Raw genomic sequence first — 19364 nt, forward strand, 5'->3', positions numbered from 1 at the left:
CCGCGAACCCCGGACACGGTCGCGGAGCGTGCCGTATCATCACGCAGCGGAGCAGCATCGACACGGGGAGGGTCATGGTGTTCGTCGACCGCCAGGCTGGCGAGGAAGCCTGGAAGCAGACCGCGACGAGCCTGCAACCAAGCAGCACAAGCGGCCACTTCGTCTACGACAAGCACCACCTGACGGCGATCCGTCAGAAGTGGGCCGAGCTGATTTCGCACTACAACGCATCGATCGTCGCCTCGACCGAGATGGATTCGGTCGACGGTCCCGGTGCTGACTACGCCAGCCGTGGCCACGCTGCTGATGCCAACATCTCTGGAACCGCGTACTCGCAGTCGCTCAATGCGTCCTTGGAATATTGCACGAATCAGATAGCCAAATACGACAAGGTGCTCGGAATCGTGGTCGACACCGACGAGGAGCATCATCGGAAGATTCAGCAATCGGGTTCTCCGCTGGACGGTGGCATTTGATGGCCAGGTATCGTTTGGCCGCGACATTGTGCCTTGTCGCGGTTGTCGGTGGTGTTGCCGTCGGGTGCGATTCTTCGGAACCGGGGACGCCCACGCCTGGAACGTCCATAGCCAGCGGCACGTCTCCGCAGACTTCCGACTCACAAGCGCCTGTCACCGCGACGTCGCTGCCCGATGCGGGTGTTCCCAAGGTAGCGGATCCCCTTGATGCCACCAAGTTCTTGGAAGACCCGTGCCGCTCCGTGACGCCGGCACAGGTCGCGCAGCTGAAAGTCGGGCCAGGAAAAAGGAATGAGGATTCCTTCGGTACCGGGTGTACGTGGCTGAACCCGCAAACCACTGCATCGGTGACCGTGCACTTCATGTCAAAGTTCCGCGAAGGCCTGAGTGGCATTTACCGCAGTCACGAGGCTGGAAAATACCCTGTGTTCAAGCCGATCGCGGATGTCGGAGGCTTTCCTGCTGTGATCGTCGGCGATCAGGACGGCAGTTCGACGGGAATCTGCACGATGTTCATCGGGTTGTCGGACGATTTGGCCACCCTGCTGAGCGTGAAGCAATCAGTGGACAAGGTAGGAACCGTGGATCCTTGTGAGGTGACCGAGGCCGTGGCTCCGCTCGTGCTGCAGACCATGAAGGCCGGTGCTTGATGGCAGGGATCGCAAAGGATGGTGGTGGCGGTCTCAGCCCCCATGACATCTACGTGCAGATCACTACGGGGCCCGGGTCGGGCAAGCTGATGGCCGCGCAGAGCGCGACGCAGTCGGAGGTCGAAGCAGAGCAGCAGCGAACTGCCATGATCAGCGAGATCGCAAACATGATCAACAGTGGCTGGGAGGGCTCCGCGAGCGAGGCTGCATACGCTGTGACCAAGCCCTTGATCGACATCGGCCACAGCCGGGCCGAGTACCTCAGCCGTGCGCAGCAGGACTTGCAAAACCAGATCGGCGCGTTCGACACCGCGAGGAACGGGGTCAAACCCGTCTCGGCGACTCTGCCGCCGACGAATGTCCTGGCCGACGCCGTGCCTTGGCTCAAGGACGTCGACCAGGCGACCACGGCCTACCAGGACGACGCACAGAACAACATCACCGTGTTCAGCGCCTACGACACGGCCAGCCGGTCCAACGGGGAGCGGCTGCCCAAGGAGTACCCGGCACTCAAGGACTCCGGAGACTCACCTGAGGTGGTTCTGGCCGACCCGAAGCAGCCGGTCGGAGGTACTCAGCCCGGTACGGGGAGCGGCGCCACCCATTCATCCACCGGCTCTGGCGTGCCATCAGTTCCGAGTGGTTCGACTGCCGAGCACTCCAGTTGGCCGTCTGCTCCGGCATCAAGTGGTCACCAGGCCGTTCCGGCACCGCAGGTGCCGGCCGGGTCGACTTCGGCGAGTTCGGCGACGCAGCCGCCGGTCTACCAGCCGGGCACCAGCGGCTACCCGCAAGCTCCCGCAGCTCAGGGCCCAACCGCGAGCACGCCCTACCAGCCATTCGGTCCCTACGGCGGAACCAGCTACGGCCCAGGTGGCAGGTATGGCGGCGGTTCGGGATCGGGATACGGCGGAGGTAGCGGTTCCGGATATGGCGGCGGCTCAGGATCCGGTGGAGGCGCCCGCACCGGCGGCACCCCGGAAGGCGGTGCACGCTCCGGCGTAGGCGCTGGTGGCGTCCCCGCCGAGGAGTCCATTGCTCGTCGTCTCAACCCGGGTGGGGCCTCCGGTCGCGGCGGGATGGCCGGGATGGGGGCCATGGGCGCGGGCCACGGTGGCAACAAGGACGAGGATGCCGAGCACGAGCGTCCGTCGTTCCTCCAGGAGGACGACCCCGAGGACATCTTCGGCACCGATGAGGTGACCGCGCCTCCGGTGATCGAGTGATGGCCAGATCGATCACGCTTCCTCTGACCGCGGTCGTCCGGCTGCTGCAGACCAACAACCTCGGCGAACCGCACGTCGTCCTCGCGGGTGGGGAGCGGTACTACTCGCCGCGGTTCAAGGAGGAGAACGAGCGTGAGCTGCGCCGGCAGCTCAGCGAAAGCGACGTCGATCCCGACGACGTTTACGACGCGCTCTCGCTCATCCAGCACGCCGACACCGAGTACTACGGCTGGGTCGACGCGGGCAACGGTGACGAGGCCATCCTGCTCGCCGGCCTGCGCGGCAACGGCATCCTGCTCATCCGCAGCGGCGACCACGTCACCGTCCGGTGGACGGGTTCCGACCGCCTTGCCGAGACCCTTGTCGCCCAGTTGCCCGGCACGCCACCGGGGCGTGGTGAGTCGATCTCCATCCGGGCCGACGAGTACGGCAAGCGCCCGGCCGACAGCCGGATGCAGGCCGCCCGCTCGTCGCGCCCGCACGGCGTGCGCCGGATGGAAGCCTTGCTCGCCGCGCCTCGCTTCGGTGGTGGGAAGCTCTACGCCGCGATCCGAGACGAAGAAGGGCGGCGCGTGCGTTCCGCGGACTGGGTGACCTACCTCGACATCGAGGACTACGGCCGCTGGCTGGTGTACGCCGCCGACGGGCGCGGTGAGCGGTCCGTCACCGCGGTCCCCGGCACACCCGACCGGTTCGCCGCCAAGCTCCACGACCTGGCCCGCACCACCTGATGGACGACGACCGGTTCCTCGCGTCCTTGCTGCTCGGCGCGATCGGCGACGCGCTCGGCGCGCCGATCGAGTTCCTGATGATGGACACCGTCCGCAAGCTGCACGGCCCGGACGGTCTCACCACGTTCGCCGAGGAGTACGGCGGGCGCGGCAAGATCACCGACGACACGCAGATGACGCTGTTCACCCTCGAAGGGCTGATCCGCGGCCACCACGCGATGCGCGCTGGCGACCTCGCCAACCCGCTCCCCGCCATCGCCCAGGCTTACCTGCGCTGGCTGTACACCCAGGACAAGCGCAGCGAGGCGACCCTGGACGGCTGGCTCGTCGAGGTCCCCGGCCTGCACGCCGCACGCGCCCCGGGCAACACCTGCCTGACGGCGTTGCGCGGGCTGGGCAACGGCAAGCCCGTCGGCACGTTCACCAACCGCCTCAACAACTCCAAGGGTTGCGGTGCGGTCATGCGGTGCGCCCCGTTCGCGATCTGGTCCGAGGACGTCACCGAGGTCTTCACGCTGGCGAGCGCCGCCGGCGCCATCACGCACAGCCACCCGAGCGGCTACCTGTCCGGCGGCACGCTCGCGGTCGTCGTGCACCGCCTGGTGCGCGGCGACGCCCTCGACCGGGCGGTGGCGGTGGCCCGTGCCGAGCTGTCCACATGGGACGGACACGAGGAGCAGCTGGCCATCCTGGACAAGGCGATGGCCCTGACCCGCCCGACCCCGGAGTCCATCGCGGCTGACCTCGGCGGCGGCTGGGTCGGCGAGGAGGCGCTGGCCATCGCGCTGCTGGCCGCCCGCACCGGCGACGATCCGCGTGACGCGCTCCTGCTGGCGGCGAACCACTCGGGCGACACCGACTCGACGGCCGCGATCTGTGGCAACATCCTCGGCGCGGCCCATGGCACCGCCGCCATCCCCACCGACTGGCTGGCCGAAGTCGAACTGCGCGACGTCATCGAGCGGATCGCCGCCGACGCCCTGCTGGAGTTCGGCCCCATGCCACCGGACACCGACGACTGGCGAAAGCGCTACCCCGCGACTTGAGCGGGCTCGTCCGCCGGAGGCCTTGCCTCTCCGCGCATACCCGATTCGATGGCTGCGATTCCCCCAGACCGCCGTAATCAACGACCGGCTCCAGCAGCGGCGATTTCTTTTGCCGACAACGACTTTCACCCCCCAAGGACCCGCCCCTCCGGCGAGCCGCCTCTCGGCAAGTTTATCGGCGCGGACCGGCGGGAACCGCCATCGACGAGATCTGTGGACAACCACCAGCCTGTGGACAACTCATCCATGACATCTGTCATCCCCAACCCGTGATCGTTCGCATGGGTTGCGCCGGCGACGGCCCCATAACGTCATTGGTGTCAACGGAGCAAGACACCAAGGGGAGCCAGGATGACCACCCTCACCGCCAAGCCGAGCACCGGCAACGGCAATGGCAAGAACGCGTTCAGGGCGTTGCTGCCGACTCTGGTGCGGGACGTCGGCCTGCCGACCCTCGCCTACTACCTGCTGCACTGGAACGGCGCGAGCGACTGGACGGCTCTGCTCGCCGGCGCGGTCGTCTCCGGCGCCATCCTGGTCATCGAGGCGATCAAGGCGCGCAAGCTGGAGGTCTTCTCCGGCTTCATGCTCTGCATCTTCGCCGCCGGGTTGCTGGCCACGCTGATCAGCGGCGACGCCCGCATGATGATCGTCAAGGACTCGGTGGCGACCGCGGTGGTCGGGCTCGCGTTCGGGCTCAGTGCGCTGACCCGCAAGCCGTTGATCTACTTCGCCGCACGCAAGTCGCACCCGCAGCCGGCGGCCTTCGACACGAAGTACGACAGCACCCCTGCCATGCGCAGCAAGTTCAAGCTCATGAGCGCGATCTGGGGTGCCGGCTTCCTGATCGAGGCCGCGGTCCGCGTCGTCCTGGCCTACCAACTGCCGGTGAGCACCATGGTGTGGCTCTCCCACGTGCTGATGTTCGGCACGATCGGCCTGCTGGCGTTGATCACCGTCAAGTGGGTCGCCAAGAAAGGTCGCTGATAAGTAACGTTCCCAGCGGGAACCTCGGTGCACCCCGAATCGTCGGAAACGATGGTTCGGGGTGCACGAGCGTGAGGGGCGCGGGTGGACGGACCGGGGTTCGGCGGCGATGCCGCACACACCGAACAGCAGCTGAACAAGTGGGCGGCCGACATCGCCACCAACGCTCAGCGCTACCAGGACATCTCCCGCGAGGTCGCCGCGCTGCACGTGCACGAGACCTCGCGGGACAACGTCGTCGAAGTCACCGTCGATGCCCGCGGTGCGGTCACCGACCTGCGCATCTCCGATCGCGCCCGGGAAATGTCGGGTCAGGAGCTGACCGCGCTGGTGCTCGGCACCATGCGCCGCGCGCAACACAAGATCACCGAGCGGGTGGCCGACGTGATGGCGCCGATGGCCCGGCAGGACCCGCAGACCGTGCGCACCGTGGTCGACGGCTACCAGCAGCGGTTCCCCGAGCCGCCGCCGGAGGGGTTCGTCGAGGGCAACCGCAATGACGAGGTCCGCGAGATGGACCTCGGCGGCATGACCGACGACTACTACGACAGGGGCTAGCCATGGCTGATGGGTACGGCGTCCTCGACGACGAGTTGCGCGCGCACGCGGGCCGGCTCGACGGCCTGCAGGAGCAGTTGAGCACCGCGCTCGCCGCCGCCCGCCAGGTCAGCCTCGGCGACCAGGCGTTCGGCCAGATCTGCCAGTTCTTCGTGCCGGTCGTGCACTCGGTGAGCAACCCGGGCATCGACGCGCTCAACACCGCGGCCAACTCCGTCACCGAGACCGCGGGTCAGGTCCGTGACGCGGCGTTGACCTACGAACAGTCCGAGCAGGCCAACACGCAGGTGTTCACCCCGGGAGCCAACTGATGGTGGACAACCCGCTGGTCGCCGAGCGCCGCGACAGCAACACCGCGTACAGCGGCATCGGCATCGTCGAGACGGCGGTGACGCTCTACAACGGCGTCGAGGACAAGTCGTGGCTGGAGGCCGGGCTCGGCACGGCGGGCACCGGCTTGGAGATGCTCGCCATCACCCTCGACCCGATCGGCATGCTCGGCCAGTACGCCGTGTCCTGGCTGATCGAGAAGATCAAGCCGCTGCGTGACGCGCTGGACTGGCTCGCGGGCGACCCCGACCAGATCCACGCCTACGCGCAGACGTGGAAGAACGTCTCGCAGGCCGTCGGCCAGGTCTCCGAGCAGTTCACCGCCGAGGTCACGAACGGCACCAGCCAGTGGACCGGGCAGGCCGCGGACGCCTACCGCGCCATGGGCACCGACCACGCGCAGTACATCAAGGCCGCGTCCACCGGCGCGAACACCATCGGTTCGGTGGTCGACATCGTCGGCACGCTGGTGGCCGCGGTCCGCGGCATCGTGCGTGACCTGATCGCCGCTTGCATCTCCGCGCTGCTGGTCCGGCTGCCGCAGTGGCTGCTCGAGGAAGCGGTCACGGTCGGGCTGGCGACCCCGCACGTGGTGGCCGCGGCGGGCACGCTGATCGCCGAGTGGACCGCCAAGATCAGCGAGTTCATCACCAAGCTGACCACGTCGCTGACGAAGCTGCGCGGCATCCTCGGCAAGCTCAACGAGATCTGGGAGGCCATCAGCCAGGGCCTGGCCAAGGGCGCGAGCAAGGTCACCGACGCGAGCACGACGGCGGCGTCCGCGGTGCGCAACCGGGTCAGCTACGAGGTCGGCGGGTTGAAGGCCGGCTGGAAGAACGCGATGGAGGTCGAGCCCGCGCCCAGTGGCGCCGTGCACGTCAACGGCGACGGCACGATGGCGATGTCCGCGACGAACCCGATGGGCGGCGGCACGAGCCTGGCCGACCGGATCGCCGCGTTCAAGGAAGGCAAGACCGACTACATCCACGAGCTCAAGGCCGACGGCGCCCGCTACCCCGAGTCGGCGGCGCACATCCGGGACGCGCAGGCCGCGGGCCAGAAGCGGATCATCGAGCTCGACAAGAGTCCGAACGCCAAGGCCAACGCGGACGCCCGGCGCGTGGAGTCCCTGCGTGGCTGGAAGACCAAGGACGGCTTCGACCTCGACGAGTACCCGCCGGCCAGCAGCTACGACGGCGGCCAGGGCGCGAGCGTGCGGTACGTGACGTCGGCGGACAACCGCGGCTCCGGGTCGTCGTGGTGGCGGTGGGGCACGACGGGGCTGCCTGACCACGCCAAGGTGAAGGTGACCCCGATCAATGTGGATTAGGGTCTGCTGGCGTGGGTGACGCCGGCGACGAGCGGATCGAAGAGGTGCGCCTGGCCTGCATCGACGTGCGGGCCGGAGCCTGGCGCGACCGCGTGGGCGCGTTGGCGGCCGCCGTCGACGACGGGGTGCGCATCGCCGCCGTGCCGCTCGCCGAGCTCGCCGCGTTCCGAGGCGACTGGCCTCGGGTGGCGGAGCTGACCGAGCTCACCCTCGCCGAGTGGCCGGAGCCGTTGCATGCGGGCAACGTCATGCACTCGCAGGCGGGGCTGTTGTTGCGCGCGGGCACCCAGGTGTCCGACCCGGACGCGGTGGCGAGCACGTTCCTGCGGCTGCTCGAGTCGGCCGAGGGACCGACCGCCATGGCGTTGCGTGCCCATGCCGACGCGGCCGCAGACCTCGCCGCCGGGCGGGCGGTGCGGTTGGCGTTGCCGACGGCGTTGGCGCCGAGCGCGAAGGACTTGCCGCACCAGGAAAGCGCCGCGCTGCTCAGCGTGATCACGCCGGAGACCGCGGCCAAGGAACTGCGCAACGCGTTGGTGCGCAACCGGTTCCGGCTCGCCTTGGCGATCCGGCAGGCGTTCCCTGGCGTCGCGGTCGCGGACCTCTTCCCGGTGCTGGCGCTCGCGTCGTGGCAGGCCCGATCGGGTTCGCCGGACACGGCGTGGGCGTTGATCGCCGAGCACCTGCCGCGCTGGCTCCCGGTGGACCGGTTCACCGTGGCGCCGGTGGAACTGCTGATAGACGACGACTTGTTCTCGCTGATCACGCCGCAACGCGCGATCGACGTGCTGGACACCCCGCGCGAGCTTGGAGGTACCCCATGAGCGTTGTCGACCTGCTGCAGCGGGCCAAGGGGCCACTCGGGCCGACGGTGGATGTGGACTTCGGCGTCGAGCAGGGCCCGCTGGCCGAACTCGCCCGGCTCCTGAGCGCCATGAACGGGTTCTTCGCCTACAACGCGGGCGTGCACGTCTTCCGCGCGGGTGACGAGGGCGCGGGCTACGACGTGCTGAACTGGAACTCCACCCAGCTCTGGAAGTCGCACTACCAAGGCCTCGCCGACGACTTCTTCTGCTTCGGCCAGGACATCCTGGGCACGCAGTTCGCCGTCCACCAGGACCAGGTCGTGGCGTTCGACCCCGAGGACGCGACGTACAAGGTAATCGGCCCGACCCTCGGCGACTGGGCCGCATGGCTGGCCAAGGACCAGGATGTCAACGCCACCAACGGTTTGGCGCACGCGTGGCAGAAGACGAACGGCGCCCTGGCCCCGCACGAGCGGCTGTTGCCCAGGCAGCTGATCATCCTCGGCGGCGAGGTGGCCTTCGACAACCTGATCGTCAGCGACGCGGCCAAGGCCATGCGCGTGCGTGGCCCGATCGCCAAGCAGATCCACGACGTCCCGGACGGCACGAGGATCCGCATCGAGGTCACCGAGTGACCGATCCGTCCCGAGTGGACGAAGCGATCGCCGAGCAATTCGCGTTGCGGTCCTTGGTGATCGAGCACGCCCCCGACGGTTTCGCGCCGCGGACGGCGGCCGGGCTGGACGTGGCCTACGACGGCGACCGCCTGGTTGCGGCGGCGTGCGTGGTGGACGTCGAGACGTTGTCCACTGTGGAGAGCAAGGTCGTTGCCGGTAGCACCGACTTCCCTTACGTACCAGGGCTTTTCGCTTACCGCGAGTTGCCTTCGGTGCGCGCGGTCCTCGACGAGCTGGAGACGAAGCCGGACGTGCTGGTGTGCGACGGGCACGGCCGGGCCCACCCGCGCCGATTCGGGTTGGCTTGTCACCTCGGGGTTTTGACGGGCGCGGTGACCGTCGGCGTGGCCAAGTCGGCGTTCGGTTCGTACGAGGAGCCGGGCCCGCGGCGTGGCGACTGGTCGCCGGTCGAGCACGAGGGCGCCGTCGTCGGGCGGGCCCTGCGCACACAGGACGGCGTCAAGCCGGTGTTCGTGTCGATCGGGCACCTGATCGACCTCGAGAGCGCCTGCGAGTTGGTGTTGCGCTTGGCGGCGCACCACCGGCAGCCGGAAACCACCAGGCGCGCCGACCACCTCTGCCGCCAGGCATTGCGCGCCCTCGCCTGAGGCCAAGATCGCTCCCCGCGCCCACACAAACCTCGCGCGCGCGAAGACAGCCCCCGCCCTTCCCGGGGGCACCCCTGACACCAGTCTATCGAGGTCAGGTGGGGTGTGGGGCGCTCGGCGCGGATCTGTGGACAACCGGGTGCCTGTGGAAAAGTGGGTCCGGTCCGCGAAGACCGGACCCACTTCGGCGGCTCAGGAGCCCGAGCGGGCGTGCGCGTCGAGCACGTGCGCGACGGCCGTCGTCACGCGCGTGGCGTGTTCCACGTGAAGCCATTCGTCCGGGACGTGGGCGTTGCTGTCCGAGCCCAGCGCGCCGGTGATCACGAACTGCGCGTTCGGGTACTTCTCCGCCAGCAACCCCATGAACGGGATCGACCCGCCGAGGCCCACCGCGCGCCAAGGCGAACCGAAGATCTGCTCGCTCGCGCCGTCCAACGCCTCGCGCAGCCACGGCGCCAGCGTCGGCGCGTTCCAGCCGTCCGTGCCCTCGGCCTGGTCGATCTCGACCTGGGCGCCGTAGGGCACGTCCACGGTCAACGCCTTGCGCACGGCCTCCAGGGCCGCGTGCGAGTCGGCCGTCGGGGGCAGCCGGAAGTTGATCGACAGCGTGGTGAACGGCCGCAGCACGTTGCCCGCGTCGGCCGGTTCGGGCATGCCGGACGCGCCGATGATCGACAGCGTGGGCCGCCACGAGTTGTTCAGCGCCAGCTCGACCTCGTCGTCGCTGACCGGGCGCATTCCCTCGACCAGCGGGAACGCGTCACGCACGGCGCCCGGCGCCGCCTCGACCGCGGCCCGCACCTCGTCCAGCCGCTCCGGCGGCACCTCGACGTGCATCTCGTTTATCAGCACGCGACCGGTGCCCGAGTCTTCGAGCCGGTCGAGCAGCGCACGCAGGATCCGGAACGAACTGGGCACGATCCCGCTCGCCAGCCCGGAGTGCTGCCCGGCCCGCAACACACGCACGGTCACGTCGGCACCGACCTGGCCGCGCAGCGACGTGGTCAGCCACAGCCGCTCGTAGTCGTTGCCGCCCGAGTCGAGGCACACCACCAGCGACACGTCGCCGAGCCGCTCGGCCAAGTGCTCCAGGTACGCGGGCAGGTCGGGGCTGCCCGACTCCTCGCCGGTCTCCAGCAGCACCACGCACCGGGCGTGCGCGCCGCCGGCCGCGCGCACGGCCTCGATCGCCGCGGTGGCCGCGTATCCCGCGTAGCCGTCGTCGGCGGCGCCGCGGCCGTAGAGCCTGCCGTCACGCAGCACCGGCGTCCACGGGCCGAGGCCCTCACCCCAGCCGCCGACCGGCGGCTGCTTGTCCAGGTGCCCGTAGAGCAGCACGGTGCCCTCGGCGTCGCCCGAAGCGGGCACGTCGAGCAGCAGCACGGGCGTGCGCTCGGGCAACGTCACCACGTCGACCGACGCACCCGGCAGGTCGCGGGCCTCGAGCCAGCCACGCACGTGCGCGACGGCGGCGTCGAGGTGGCCGTGCTCGGCCCACTGCTTGTCGAAGCTGGGCGACAGGGCGGGGATGGCTACCAGGTCCGAGAGGCTGGGCAGGATCTCCGCGTCCCACACCCGCCGGACGTGCTCACTCGCTACGGTCTTGTCCACCCCGCGATCCTGCCACTGGGGACGTCGATCCCGGGAACAGCAATGGGGTGCACACCGCTGCCCGGTGGTCAGTGACACACATCACAACGACCCCGGAGTAGTCGGCCTAGCCCGTTTGCAGTGTCCGATTCACCGCTTCGTGGTGATCCACGAGTACCGTTGGTAAACGGTCGTGAACTGCCCGGATCACAGCGCGCAGCGATCCCCTCACCGGACGTCGGTCTGCCGACCGACCATCGGCCGTCCAACGGTTTTCCCAGTTCAGCGGCCGGTTGTGGGTAACGTTCCGACGTTCGGTGCTGACTTGCACGGCCCCAGTCATGTCAGGATGTGAGACGACGAACCGTCAGTGCCGACGGTCCGCGGCCGGCCTCATCCACGGGCGCGCCAGGGCCGGCGGCGCGGCCGCGATCGGTCATCACAAGTGATCAACGGCCTCGACAACGCATAGGAGAAGGCGCATGTCGTCCCCAGAACAGTGGACGCACCCCGAACCGGGCGAAGCACCACCGGCCACGGCCGCCGCCCCCACCAAGGAGCAGGTGATCGCAGGTTTGCGGGCTACCAGCGAGGGCGGGCCAGACCTCGTTCAACTGATGACCCCCGAGGGTGAACGAGTCCACGACGAGCGGTTCGACCCGTGGGTCGAGGACGTCACCGCCGACGACCTGCGCAACCTCTACCGCGACATGGTCCTGGTGCGCCGGGCCGACCGCGAGGCGAACGCGTTGCAGCGCCAGGGCCAGCTCGGGATCTGGGTGCCGCTGCTCGGCCAGGAAGCCGCGCAGATCGGCGTCGGCCGCGCGCTGCGCCAGACCGACATGGTCTTCCCCAGCTACCGCGAGCACGGCGTCGCCTGGTGCAAGGGCATCAAGCCGCAGGAGCTGCTCGGCATCTTCCGCGGCACGGACAACTCCAGCTGGGACTCCCAGGCCACGCGGTTCCACCCGTACACGATCGTGATCGGCAACCAGGTGCTCAACGCCGCCGGTTACGCCATGGGCCAGCGTTTCGAGGGCAAGGTCGGCGACGACAACGGCGAGGCAACCGTTTGCTTCTTCGGTGACGGCGCCACCAGCCAGGGCGATGTGCACGAGGGCTTCGTCTGGGCCGCGGTCTACGACGCCCCGCTCGTGTTCTTCTGCCAGAACAACCAGTGGGCCATCTCCGAGCCGACCGAGCGCCAGTCCCGGTTGCCGCTCTACCAGCGCGCCCGCGGCTACGGCTTCCCCGGCATCCGCGTGGACGGCAACGACGTGCTCGCCACGCTCGCCGTCTCCCGCTGGGCCCTGCACGAGTGCCGTTTCGGCAACGGCCCGGTGCTGATCGAGGCGTTCACCTACCGCATGGACGCGCACACCACCACCGACGACCCGACCCGCTACCGCCTCTCCGACGAGCTGGAGACGTGGAAGCTCAAGGACCCGATCGAGCGCGTCCGGGTCCACCTCGTCCGCCACGACATGGCCGACCAGGCGTTCTTCGACCAGATCCAGGCCGACTCCGACGAGCTGGCCCACGAGTTGCGCGAGTTCTGCGTCAACATGCCGGACCCGCCGCTCGAGTCGATGTTCCAGAACACCTACGCCGAGCCGAACCCGGCGCTCGACGCCCAGCGCGACGAGTTCCTGGCCTACTCGGCCGGCTTCGAGGGAGGCGAGCGCTGATGGCGACCCCGGTCATGGACACCAACACGACGCCGACCGTGCAGAAGCTGACCATCGGCAAGAGCCTGAACCTGGGCCTGCGGGCGGCCATGGAGGCCGACCCGAAGGTCATCGTCATGGGTGAGGACGTCGGCAAGCTCGGTGGCGTCTTCCGCATCACCGACGGTCTGCAGAAGGACTTCGGTGAGCACCGGGTGCTCGACACGCCGCTGTCCGAGTCGGGCATCGTCGGCACCGCGGTCGGCCTGGCCGTGCGCGGCTTCCGGCCGGTCTGCGAGATCCAGTTCGACGGGTTCATCTTCCCCGCGTTCGACCAGATCGTGTCCCAGGTGGCGAAGCTGCGGACCCGCACGCAGGGCCGCGTGAACGTGCCGATCGTCATCCGCGTGCCCTACGGCGGCGGCATCGGCGCGGTCGAGCACCACTCGGAGTCCCCGGAGTCGTACTTCGCGCACACCGCCGGTCTGCGCGTGGTCACGTGCTCCAACGCCGTGGACGCCTACTGGATGATCCAGCAGGCCATCCAGTGCGACGACCCGGTGCTGTTCTTCGAGCCCAAGCGGCTCTACCACTCCGGCAACCTCAAGGCCGACGTCGACACCACCGCGACGCCCGAGCCGCTCTTCCAGTCGCGCACGGTCCGCCAGGGCACGACGGCGACGATCGCGACCTACGGCCCTTCGGTGAAGGTATGCCTGGACGCGGCGACCGCGGCCGAGGAGGAGGGCAAGACGCTCGAGGTCATCGACCTGCGCACGCTCTCCCCTCTCGACCTCGGGCCGGTCTACGAGTCGGTGCGCCGCACCGGCCGGCTGGTCGTGGTGACCGAGGCGCCGTCGGAGTCGTCGCTGTCCTCGGAGATCGCGGCCAAGGTGCAGCAGGAGTGCTTCTACTCGCTCGAGGCCCCGGTGATCCGGGTGACCGGCTTCGACGTGCCGTACCCGCCGGCGAAGCTCGAGGAGCACTTCCTGCCCGACCTCGACCGGGTGCTCGACGCCGTCGACCGCTCGCTGGCGTGGTGAGGGAGTTCGATGCCTGAGTTCAAGAGCTTTCCCCTTCCCGACACCGCCGAAGGCCTGACCGAGGCGGAGATCCTGTCCTGGCGGGTCAAGCCGGGTGACGAGGTCGTGGTCAACCAGATCATCGTCGAGATCGAGACGGCGAAGGCCGCGGTCGAGCTGCCGTGCCCGTGGGCCGGTGTCGTGACCGAGCTGCACGTCAACGAGGGCGACGAGGTGGCGGTCGGCACGCCGATCCTGACCATCGACGTCGACCCCAGCGGAGCCGCTGCGACCCCGGCTCCGGCTCCGGCCGCCGCAGCTCCGGCTGCCCCGGCCGAGGAGGAGATGAAGCCGCTGGTCGGCTACGGCTCCAAGGCGGTCAGCCTCAAGCGGCGCCCGCGCAAGGGCCCGGCCGTGCCGGAGCAGCCCGACGGCGCGGTGGCGCAGGGCGGCGTGCAGGCGGCGTTCGCGCGGCAGGCCGGTCCGGTCGAAATGCAGACCGCGCCGATGGTGCCGGACACCCCGGCGGCGTTGCTGGAGCCGGTGGAGTACGTGCCGTTGGCCAAGCCGCCGGTGCGCAAGCTGGCCAAGGACCTCGGCGTGAACCTGCGGTCCCTGACCGGTTCCGGCGAGGGCGGCGTGATCACACGGGATGACGTGCAGCGCGCGGCTTCCGCGCCTGCGCAGGAGGCGGCGGCTCCGGCTCCGGCACGCGTCGTCGCCGGGGAGCGCGAGCGCCGGGTGCCGATCAAGGGCGTCCGCAAGGCGACCGCACAGGCGATGGTGTCGAGCGCGTTCTCGGCCCCGCACGTGACGGAGTTCCTGACCGTCGACGTGACGCCGATGATGGAGATGCGGGCGCGGTTGAAGAACCACCCGGACTTCAGCGGCGTGCGGATCACGCCGTTGGCGTTCTGCGCCAAGGCGTTGTGCCTCGCGGTGAAGCGCACCCCGGACGTCAACGCGACCTGGGACGACGCCGCGGGCGAGATCGTCTACAAGTCCTATGTGGACCTCGGGATCGCCGCGGCCACCCCGCGGGGCTTGATGGTGCCGAAGATCCGCGAAGCGCAGGATATGTCGTTGCGTGAGCTGGCCGAGGCCCTCGACCAGCTGACGACGACTGCCCGCGACGGCAAGACGCCGCCGGCGGACCTGGTCAACGGCACGATCACGATCACCAACGTGGGCGTGTTCGGCGTGGACACCGGCACCCCGATCATCAACCCGGGCGAGTCGGCGATCCTGGCGTTCGGCGCCATCCGCGACACGCCTTGGGTGGTGGACGGCGAGATCAAGGTGCGCAAGGTCTGCCAACTGGCGCTGAGCTTCGACCACCGCATCGTCGATGGCCAGCAAGGTTCGCAGTTCCTGGCCGACGTCGGCGCCCTGCTCGCCGACCCGGGGATGGCGTTCACGCTGTAAGTGTTGACGGTCGAAAGCGCCCGCGAGCCGTGGCTCGCGGGCGCTTTCTCGTTGATCTCGGCGGGCGCGCTCACAACAGTCACTACGTCGTCGGCTGGCCCCGCTCGGCGGCTTCGGCATGATCGCGGTGGACGTCACCAAGCCGATCGGCGTCGCCTGGCTACGCCTCCTCCCATCGCGGACTCCGGCGATGGCTTCGGGCTGCGCATATCCTGGAACTGACCATCGGGGTACACCGCGACCATCGAGGGTCGCGGCGTGGGCTGCTCGCAGGTCCGCCGAAGTCGCGGGCAGGCGTGCGAGAGCTGATCGTGCCTGCCGCCATCCAGCCGGAGATCGTCCAGCACCTCGACACCTACGTCAGGGAGGCACAGACCGCCTTGTTGTTCACCGGTGAGCGGGGCGGCAACGCGGTTCGGCGGCCGAACTTCAGCCAGCGCGTGAAGTGGACAGAGCTGGTGGCGAAGATGGGCCTCGCCGCTGCACTTCCACGACCTCCGGCACGCGGGCAACATCTGGGCGTCGCAGGCGGGCACCTCGACCAAGGACCTCATGGCGCGGATGGGGCACGACGACATGCGCGCGGCGTTGATCTACCAACGGGCCACGAGCGACGCGGACGAGCGGATCGCGGACCGGCTCTCGGAGCTGGTCGACCGGCACCGCAATGGCACGTGAATGGCACGTGGCGAGAGTTGATCTAGAACGACGAAGCCCCCGAGTCGGCGCCGTTAGCGCTCTGACCTGGGGGTTTGTCGTCTGGAGCGGATGACGGGAATCGAACCCGCGTATTCAGCTTGGGAAGCTGATGTTCTACCATTGAACTACATCCGCGCTGCACGATCAGTGCGCCGCACAGCCTACACAACGGCTTCGTGGCTAGGCTAGCGGCGTGCTGTTGAGCGATCGCGACCTGCGCAAGGAGCTGGAATCCGGGCGGTTGGCCCTCGACCCGTTCGACCCTGCCATGCTGCAGCCGTCGAGCATCGATGTTCGGTTGGACCGGTTCTTCCGGGTCTTCAACAACACGCGCTACACGCACATCGATCCGCGGCAGCGGCAGGACGACCTGACCTCCCTCGTCGAGACCGAGCAGGACGAGCCGTTCGTGCTGCACCCGGGCGAGTTCGTGCTCGGGTCGACGTTCGAATCGGTGTTGCTTCCCGACGACCTGGCCGGCCGGCTCGAGGGCAAGTCCAGTCTGGGGCGCCTCGGGCTGCTGACCCATTCGACCGCGGGGTTCATCGACCCCGGCTTCACCGGCCACATCACGCTGGAACTCTCCAACGTCGCCAACCTGCCCATCACCCTCTGGGCCGGCATGAAGATCGGCCAGCTCTGCCTCTTCCGGCTCACCAGCGCCGCCGAGTTCCCCTACGGCTCCGCGCAGGCCGGCTCCCGCTACCAAGGCCAGCGCGGCCCCACGCCCTCGCGCGCCTACCTCAACTTCCACCAAGTCGACACCCGCCGTGACTGAGCTGGCCGGCGTGTCCCGGACCGCCCCGGGCGAGGCATCGCCGCGCGGGCGCGGCTTCCAGCGCCTCAATGTCAAGCTTGGTTCGCGAGGTTGATCACCAGAACGCGCGGTTGGGCTCGTCGATCACCTCGAGCAGTGCGGCGGGCGAGGTGTGTGCGGGTACGTCTTGCAGCAGGTGCCAGCGGGTGTTGCGGTCGGGCCAGTACAGCCGCCAGCGGGTGCCGTCGTAGCGCAGCTGTGCCACCGGTCAGCGGGTCCACTCGGGTCCGAAGTCTTCTCGCCAGGGCGCGCGGACTTCCAGGATGGTCACGTTGGATCCGCGCACGGTGTACGCGACGCGCACCTGGTGCAGTGCGTGTGCCGGGACGCGCTGTTCGCACCAGCGGGCGATCTGACGCAGGTGGGTATCCGGGACGGCCATGACATCAATGGTCGCAGTGCACAGCAGCCAGCGGGCGAGGTGGCGCTGAGCACCCGCATGGCCTCGGTGTTGCTGTTGCCTTTCGCGGGCCGAGCGGGCGCGCCTGCTCACGGCTCGTCCAGCTCCCGCTTGATCTCCGGGCCGTAGCGCGCGAGCACCCGCGCCCGCAACGCCGGGTCGCTGCGCGGCATCGGCTCCAGGAACACCTCGTCGAGCTGGGGGAACTCGGCGTGCAGCTCGGCGTGCATCCGCACCGACGCCTGCTCGATGTCCGACGCGCCAAGCGAATCGTCGAAGTCCAGGCGCGCGCAGAGCAGCACCTTGTCGGTGCCGGTGAGCATGGTCAGGATGTCGACGACGGCGTCCACCTCGGGCTGGTCGGCCAGGCGCCGCCCGATCAAGCGGATCATCCGCGGGTCGGCCTGGCGCCCGACCAGCAGGCCCTTGTTGGTCCGGCCGAGCACGTATGCCACGAACGCGAGCAGTGTGCCGATCAGCACCGACGCGATCCCGTCGTACACCGCGTCGTCGGTCAGCTGGTGCAGCCCGAGGCCCGCGAACGCCAGCAGGATGCCGACCAGGGCGGCCGTGTCCTCGAAGAACACCGTCTTCACCGTCGGGTCGTCGATGTCGCGCAGGTAGGCGCCCATCGAGCGCCGGTCCTCGGCGGCCTCGGCCCGCACCTGCCGCACGGCCTGCGACCACGACACCGACTCCATCGCGAACGCGATGGCCAGGACGATGTAGCCGAGCAGCGGGTGGTTCTGCTCGTTGCCACCCGCGAAGATCGTGTGGAACCCCTCGTAGAACGCGAACGCGGCGCCGGACACGAAGATCGACACGGCCGCGAGCAGCGACCAGAAGTACCGCTCCTTGCCGTATCCGAACGGATGCCTGCGGTCGGCGGGCTTGCTCGACGTGCGCAACGCCGTCAGCAGCAACACCTCGGTGAACGTGTCCGCGACCGAGTGCGCCGCCTCCGACAGCATCGCCGCCGACCCGGTGACGATCCCGGCGATCAGCTTCATGATCGCGATCGCGAGGTTCACCGAACCGGCAAGCACCACGGTGAGCGTGCTCTCGCCGCCCTCGGGCTCCGTCTTCTCGGCCATGGCGTCGATTGTGCTGGACAGAACTCAAGTACGCGTCACTGCGAGCGGTTCCAGTGATTCGGAGCGCACCGGGATGAGCGCCACGCCCGCGAGCGGGAACAGCGCGCACACGAGGAGCGCGATCGGGTAGCCGTACGCCGTGATCAACGCGGCGAACATCGGCGGGGTCAGCAGCGCCACCGCGTTCTGGCCGGTGTTCTGCACGCCGAGGGCCCGCCCGGCCCAGTACGGCCCGGCCATCTCGGCGGTCGCCACGAAGCCGAGGCCGTTGTCGGTCACCGTCACGATCAGCGCCGCCACCAGGGCGACCACCGCGAGCCACCAGCCCAGCCAGTCGCCCAGCGCCCACGCCAGCACCACCAGCACGGCCGCTACGGCGATCATGCGCATGGGCCGCATCCGGCTGCCCACCCGGTCCGACCAGATCCCGGCCGCGATGCGTCCCCCGGCCGCGGCAACCGCGACCGCGGCGAGCACCTGCCCCGTCGCCACCGGGCTCCAGTGCCAGCGCGACACCAGGTACGTCAACGCGAACGTGCTCGCGAAGAACTGCGGCGCCACCAGCAACGCGCTCGCGGCGTGCACCCGCCAGAGCGTGGCGTGCCGGTAGGGCGACCGCGTGTGCTCGACGGTCTTGGCCGGCGGGCGCGGCGGGTCGATCACGATCGTCACCACGAGCACGGCCACCGCCAGCGACAGGATCGCCGGAAACGCGATGGCCGCACGGAATCCGTGGTGGGCGGCCAGTGGCGGCATGGTCAACGACGCGAGCCCGATGCCCAGCGGTGTGCACGTCTGGCGGATGCCCATGGCCAGCCCGCGTTCCTTCACGCTGAACCAGCCGAGCACCGCGCGCCCGCTCGCCGCGCTGATCGCCGCGGAGAACAACCCGCCCAGCGCGAGGCACGCGCCGAGCAGCACGAGTTGGTGGCACGCCAACGCAAGCAGCCCGAACGCGCCCGTGCCGACCATGCCCGACGTGAGCACGATGCGTTCGCCGTAGCGGTCCGCGGCCGCGCCCCACGCGATCAACCCGGCCAGCAGGCCGAGCACCGGCGTCACGGCGACGGTGCTCGCCCCGGTCAGCGAGAGGTGTTCGTCGGCCTGGAGTTGCGGCAACACGAACGGCAGCCCGTAGGTGAAGGCCGAGACGGTCGCCTGCGCCAGGACCGCGACCCCGAGGATCCACCACCGTCGCCCGCCCATGGTTGCCACGGTAGTACCA

General features: G+C 69.2%; 20 protein-coding genes, 1 tRNA gene and 1 pseudogene. 17 read left to right on the plus strand and 5 right to left on the minus strand.

The genetic code is table 11. From position 1 onward, the window contains the following. The first annotated feature begins 74 nt into the window (after positions 1–74). The 12 genes from EV186_RS06180 (at position 75) to EV186_RS06235 (ending at position 9425) form a co-directional block, all read left to right on the plus strand. Positions 75–476, plus strand: a complete 402-nt coding sequence (locus EV186_RS06180) for a hypothetical protein (protein WP_133848064.1) — start codon at positions 75–77, stop codon at positions 474–476. Further along, a complete protein-coding gene (locus EV186_RS06185; protein WP_133848065.1) occupies positions 476–1126 on the plus strand; it encodes a DUF3558 domain-containing protein in 651 nt (216 codons plus the stop codon). Before EV186_RS06180 ends, EV186_RS06185 begins: the two co-directional genes overlap by 1 nt. After that, positions 1126–2352: a PPE domain-containing protein gene (locus EV186_RS06190; RefSeq protein ID WP_133848066.1), complete on the plus strand. Its 1227-nt coding sequence runs from the start codon at positions 1126–1128 to the stop codon at positions 2350–2352. Before EV186_RS06185 ends, EV186_RS06190 begins: the two co-directional genes overlap by 1 nt. Continuing rightward, on the plus strand, positions 2352–3083 hold the full coding sequence (locus EV186_RS06195; RefSeq protein WP_133848067.1) for an ESX secretion-associated protein EspG: 732 nt from the start codon (positions 2352–2354) through the stop codon (positions 3081–3083). The genes EV186_RS06190 and EV186_RS06195 overlap by 1 nt, the downstream gene beginning before the upstream one ends. Next, positions 3083–4129, plus strand: coding sequence for an ADP-ribosylglycohydrolase family protein (locus tag EV186_RS06200; RefSeq protein ID WP_133848068.1), 1047 nt, complete (start codon positions 3083–3085; stop codon positions 4127–4129). The genes EV186_RS06195 and EV186_RS06200 overlap by 1 nt, the downstream gene beginning before the upstream one ends. Positions 4130–4480: 351 nt before the next feature. Continuing rightward, positions 4481–5116 carry a VC0807 family protein gene (locus tag EV186_RS06205; protein ID WP_133848069.1) on the plus strand — a complete coding sequence of 212 codons (636 nt, stop codon included), beginning with the start codon at positions 4481–4483 and terminating at the stop codon, positions 5114–5116. 84 nt (positions 5117–5200) lie between these two features. After that, entirely contained in the window at positions 5201–5674 is a 474-nt protein-coding gene (locus tag EV186_RS06210) for a YbaB/EbfC family nucleoid-associated protein (protein WP_133848070.1), read from the plus strand. A 2-nt stretch (positions 5675–5676) separates the two neighbouring features. Beyond that, the gene (locus EV186_RS06215; RefSeq protein ID WP_133848071.1) at positions 5677–5985 is read left to right on the plus strand and encodes a type VII secretion target; all 309 of its coding nucleotides are present in this window, start codon (positions 5677–5679) and stop codon (positions 5983–5985) included. Further along, positions 5985–7334 (plus strand): WXG100-like domain-containing protein, encoded by a 1350-nt coding sequence (locus tag EV186_RS06220; protein ID WP_133848072.1) that lies wholly within the window; start codon positions 5985–5987, stop codon positions 7332–7334. The genes EV186_RS06215 and EV186_RS06220 overlap by 1 nt, the downstream gene beginning before the upstream one ends. A gap of 11 nt (positions 7335–7345) precedes the next feature. Beyond that, complete coding sequence (locus EV186_RS06225; RefSeq protein WP_133848073.1) at positions 7346–8158, plus strand: hypothetical protein; 813 nt, start codon at positions 7346–7348, stop codon at positions 8156–8158. After that, on the plus strand, positions 8155–8775 hold the full coding sequence (locus EV186_RS06230; protein WP_133848074.1) for an SMI1/KNR4 family protein: 621 nt from the start codon (positions 8155–8157) through the stop codon (positions 8773–8775). The genes EV186_RS06225 and EV186_RS06230 overlap by 4 nt, the downstream gene beginning before the upstream one ends. Then, a complete protein-coding gene (locus EV186_RS06235) occupies positions 8772–9425 on the plus strand; it encodes an endonuclease V (protein ID WP_133848075.1) in 654 nt (217 codons plus the stop codon). The genes EV186_RS06230 and EV186_RS06235 overlap by 4 nt, the downstream gene beginning before the upstream one ends. A 192-nt stretch (positions 9426–9617) precedes the next feature. Here the strand turns inward: EV186_RS06235 and EV186_RS06240 are convergent, their stop codons facing one another. Then, a complete protein-coding gene (locus EV186_RS06240) occupies positions 9618–11036 on the minus strand; it encodes a M20/M25/M40 family metallo-hydrolase (protein WP_133848076.1) in 1419 nt (472 codons plus the stop codon). Positions 11037–11497: 461 nt separating this feature from the next. Here EV186_RS06240 and pdhA point away from each other — a divergent pair, with 461 nt between their 5' ends. The 4 genes from pdhA to EV186_RS40430 all read left to right on the plus strand — a co-directional run bounded on the left by pdhA (position 11498) and on the right by EV186_RS40430 (position 15807). After that, complete coding sequence (pdhA, locus tag EV186_RS06245; protein WP_133848077.1) at positions 11498–12703, plus strand: pyruvate dehydrogenase (acetyl-transferring) E1 component subunit alpha; 1206 nt, start codon at positions 11498–11500, stop codon at positions 12701–12703. Beyond that, entirely contained in the window at positions 12703–13725 is a 1023-nt protein-coding gene (locus EV186_RS06250; RefSeq protein ID WP_133848078.1) for an alpha-ketoacid dehydrogenase subunit beta, read from the plus strand. Before pdhA ends, EV186_RS06250 begins: the two co-directional genes overlap by 1 nt. A 9-nt stretch (positions 13726–13734) precedes the next feature. Continuing rightward, positions 13735–15129: a dihydrolipoamide acetyltransferase family protein gene (locus tag EV186_RS06255; protein WP_133848079.1), complete on the plus strand. Its 1395-nt coding sequence runs from the start codon at positions 13735–13737 to the stop codon at positions 15127–15129. Positions 15130–15681: 552 nt separating this feature from the next. After that, a complete protein-coding gene (locus EV186_RS40430) occupies positions 15682–15807 on the plus strand; it encodes a hypothetical protein (protein WP_279538278.1) in 126 nt (41 codons plus the stop codon). Positions 15808–15889: 82 nt separating this feature from the next. On the opposite strand, the gene EV186_RS06265 is transcribed toward EV186_RS40430, so the two are convergent. After that, positions 15890–15963 (minus strand) — tRNA-Gly (locus tag EV186_RS06265). A gap of 58 nt (positions 15964–16021) precedes the next feature. On the opposite strand from EV186_RS06265, the gene dcd reads away from it, so the two are divergent. Continuing rightward, on the plus strand, positions 16022–16606 hold the full coding sequence (gene dcd / locus EV186_RS06270; protein ID WP_133848080.1) for a dCTP deaminase: 585 nt from the start codon (positions 16022–16024) through the stop codon (positions 16604–16606). A gap of 94 nt (positions 16607–16700) precedes the next feature. On the opposite strand, the pseudogene EV186_RS40905 reads toward dcd, so the two are convergent. The 3 genes and pseudogenes from EV186_RS40905 to EV186_RS06285 all read right to left on the minus strand — a co-directional run bounded on the left by EV186_RS40905 (position 16701) and on the right by EV186_RS06285 (position 19345). Then, positions 16701–17027 (minus strand): annotated as a pseudogene (locus EV186_RS40905) (DUF3024 domain-containing protein). A 107-nt stretch (positions 17028–17134) separates the two neighbouring features. Continuing rightward, a complete protein-coding gene (locus EV186_RS06280; RefSeq protein WP_133848081.1) occupies positions 17135–18139 on the minus strand; it encodes a cation diffusion facilitator family transporter in 1005 nt (334 codons plus the stop codon). A 24-nt stretch (positions 18140–18163) separates the two neighbouring features. Then, positions 18164–19345 carry an MFS transporter gene (locus EV186_RS06285; RefSeq protein WP_133848082.1) on the minus strand — a complete coding sequence of 394 codons (1182 nt, stop codon included), beginning with the start codon at positions 19343–19345 and terminating at the stop codon, positions 18164–18166. Positions 19346–19364: the final 19 nt, after the last annotated feature.

This window comes from Labedaea rhizosphaerae (genome assembly GCF_004362825.1).
Classification (GTDB): Bacteria; Actinomycetota; Actinomycetes; order Mycobacteriales; family Pseudonocardiaceae; genus Labedaea; species Labedaea rhizosphaerae.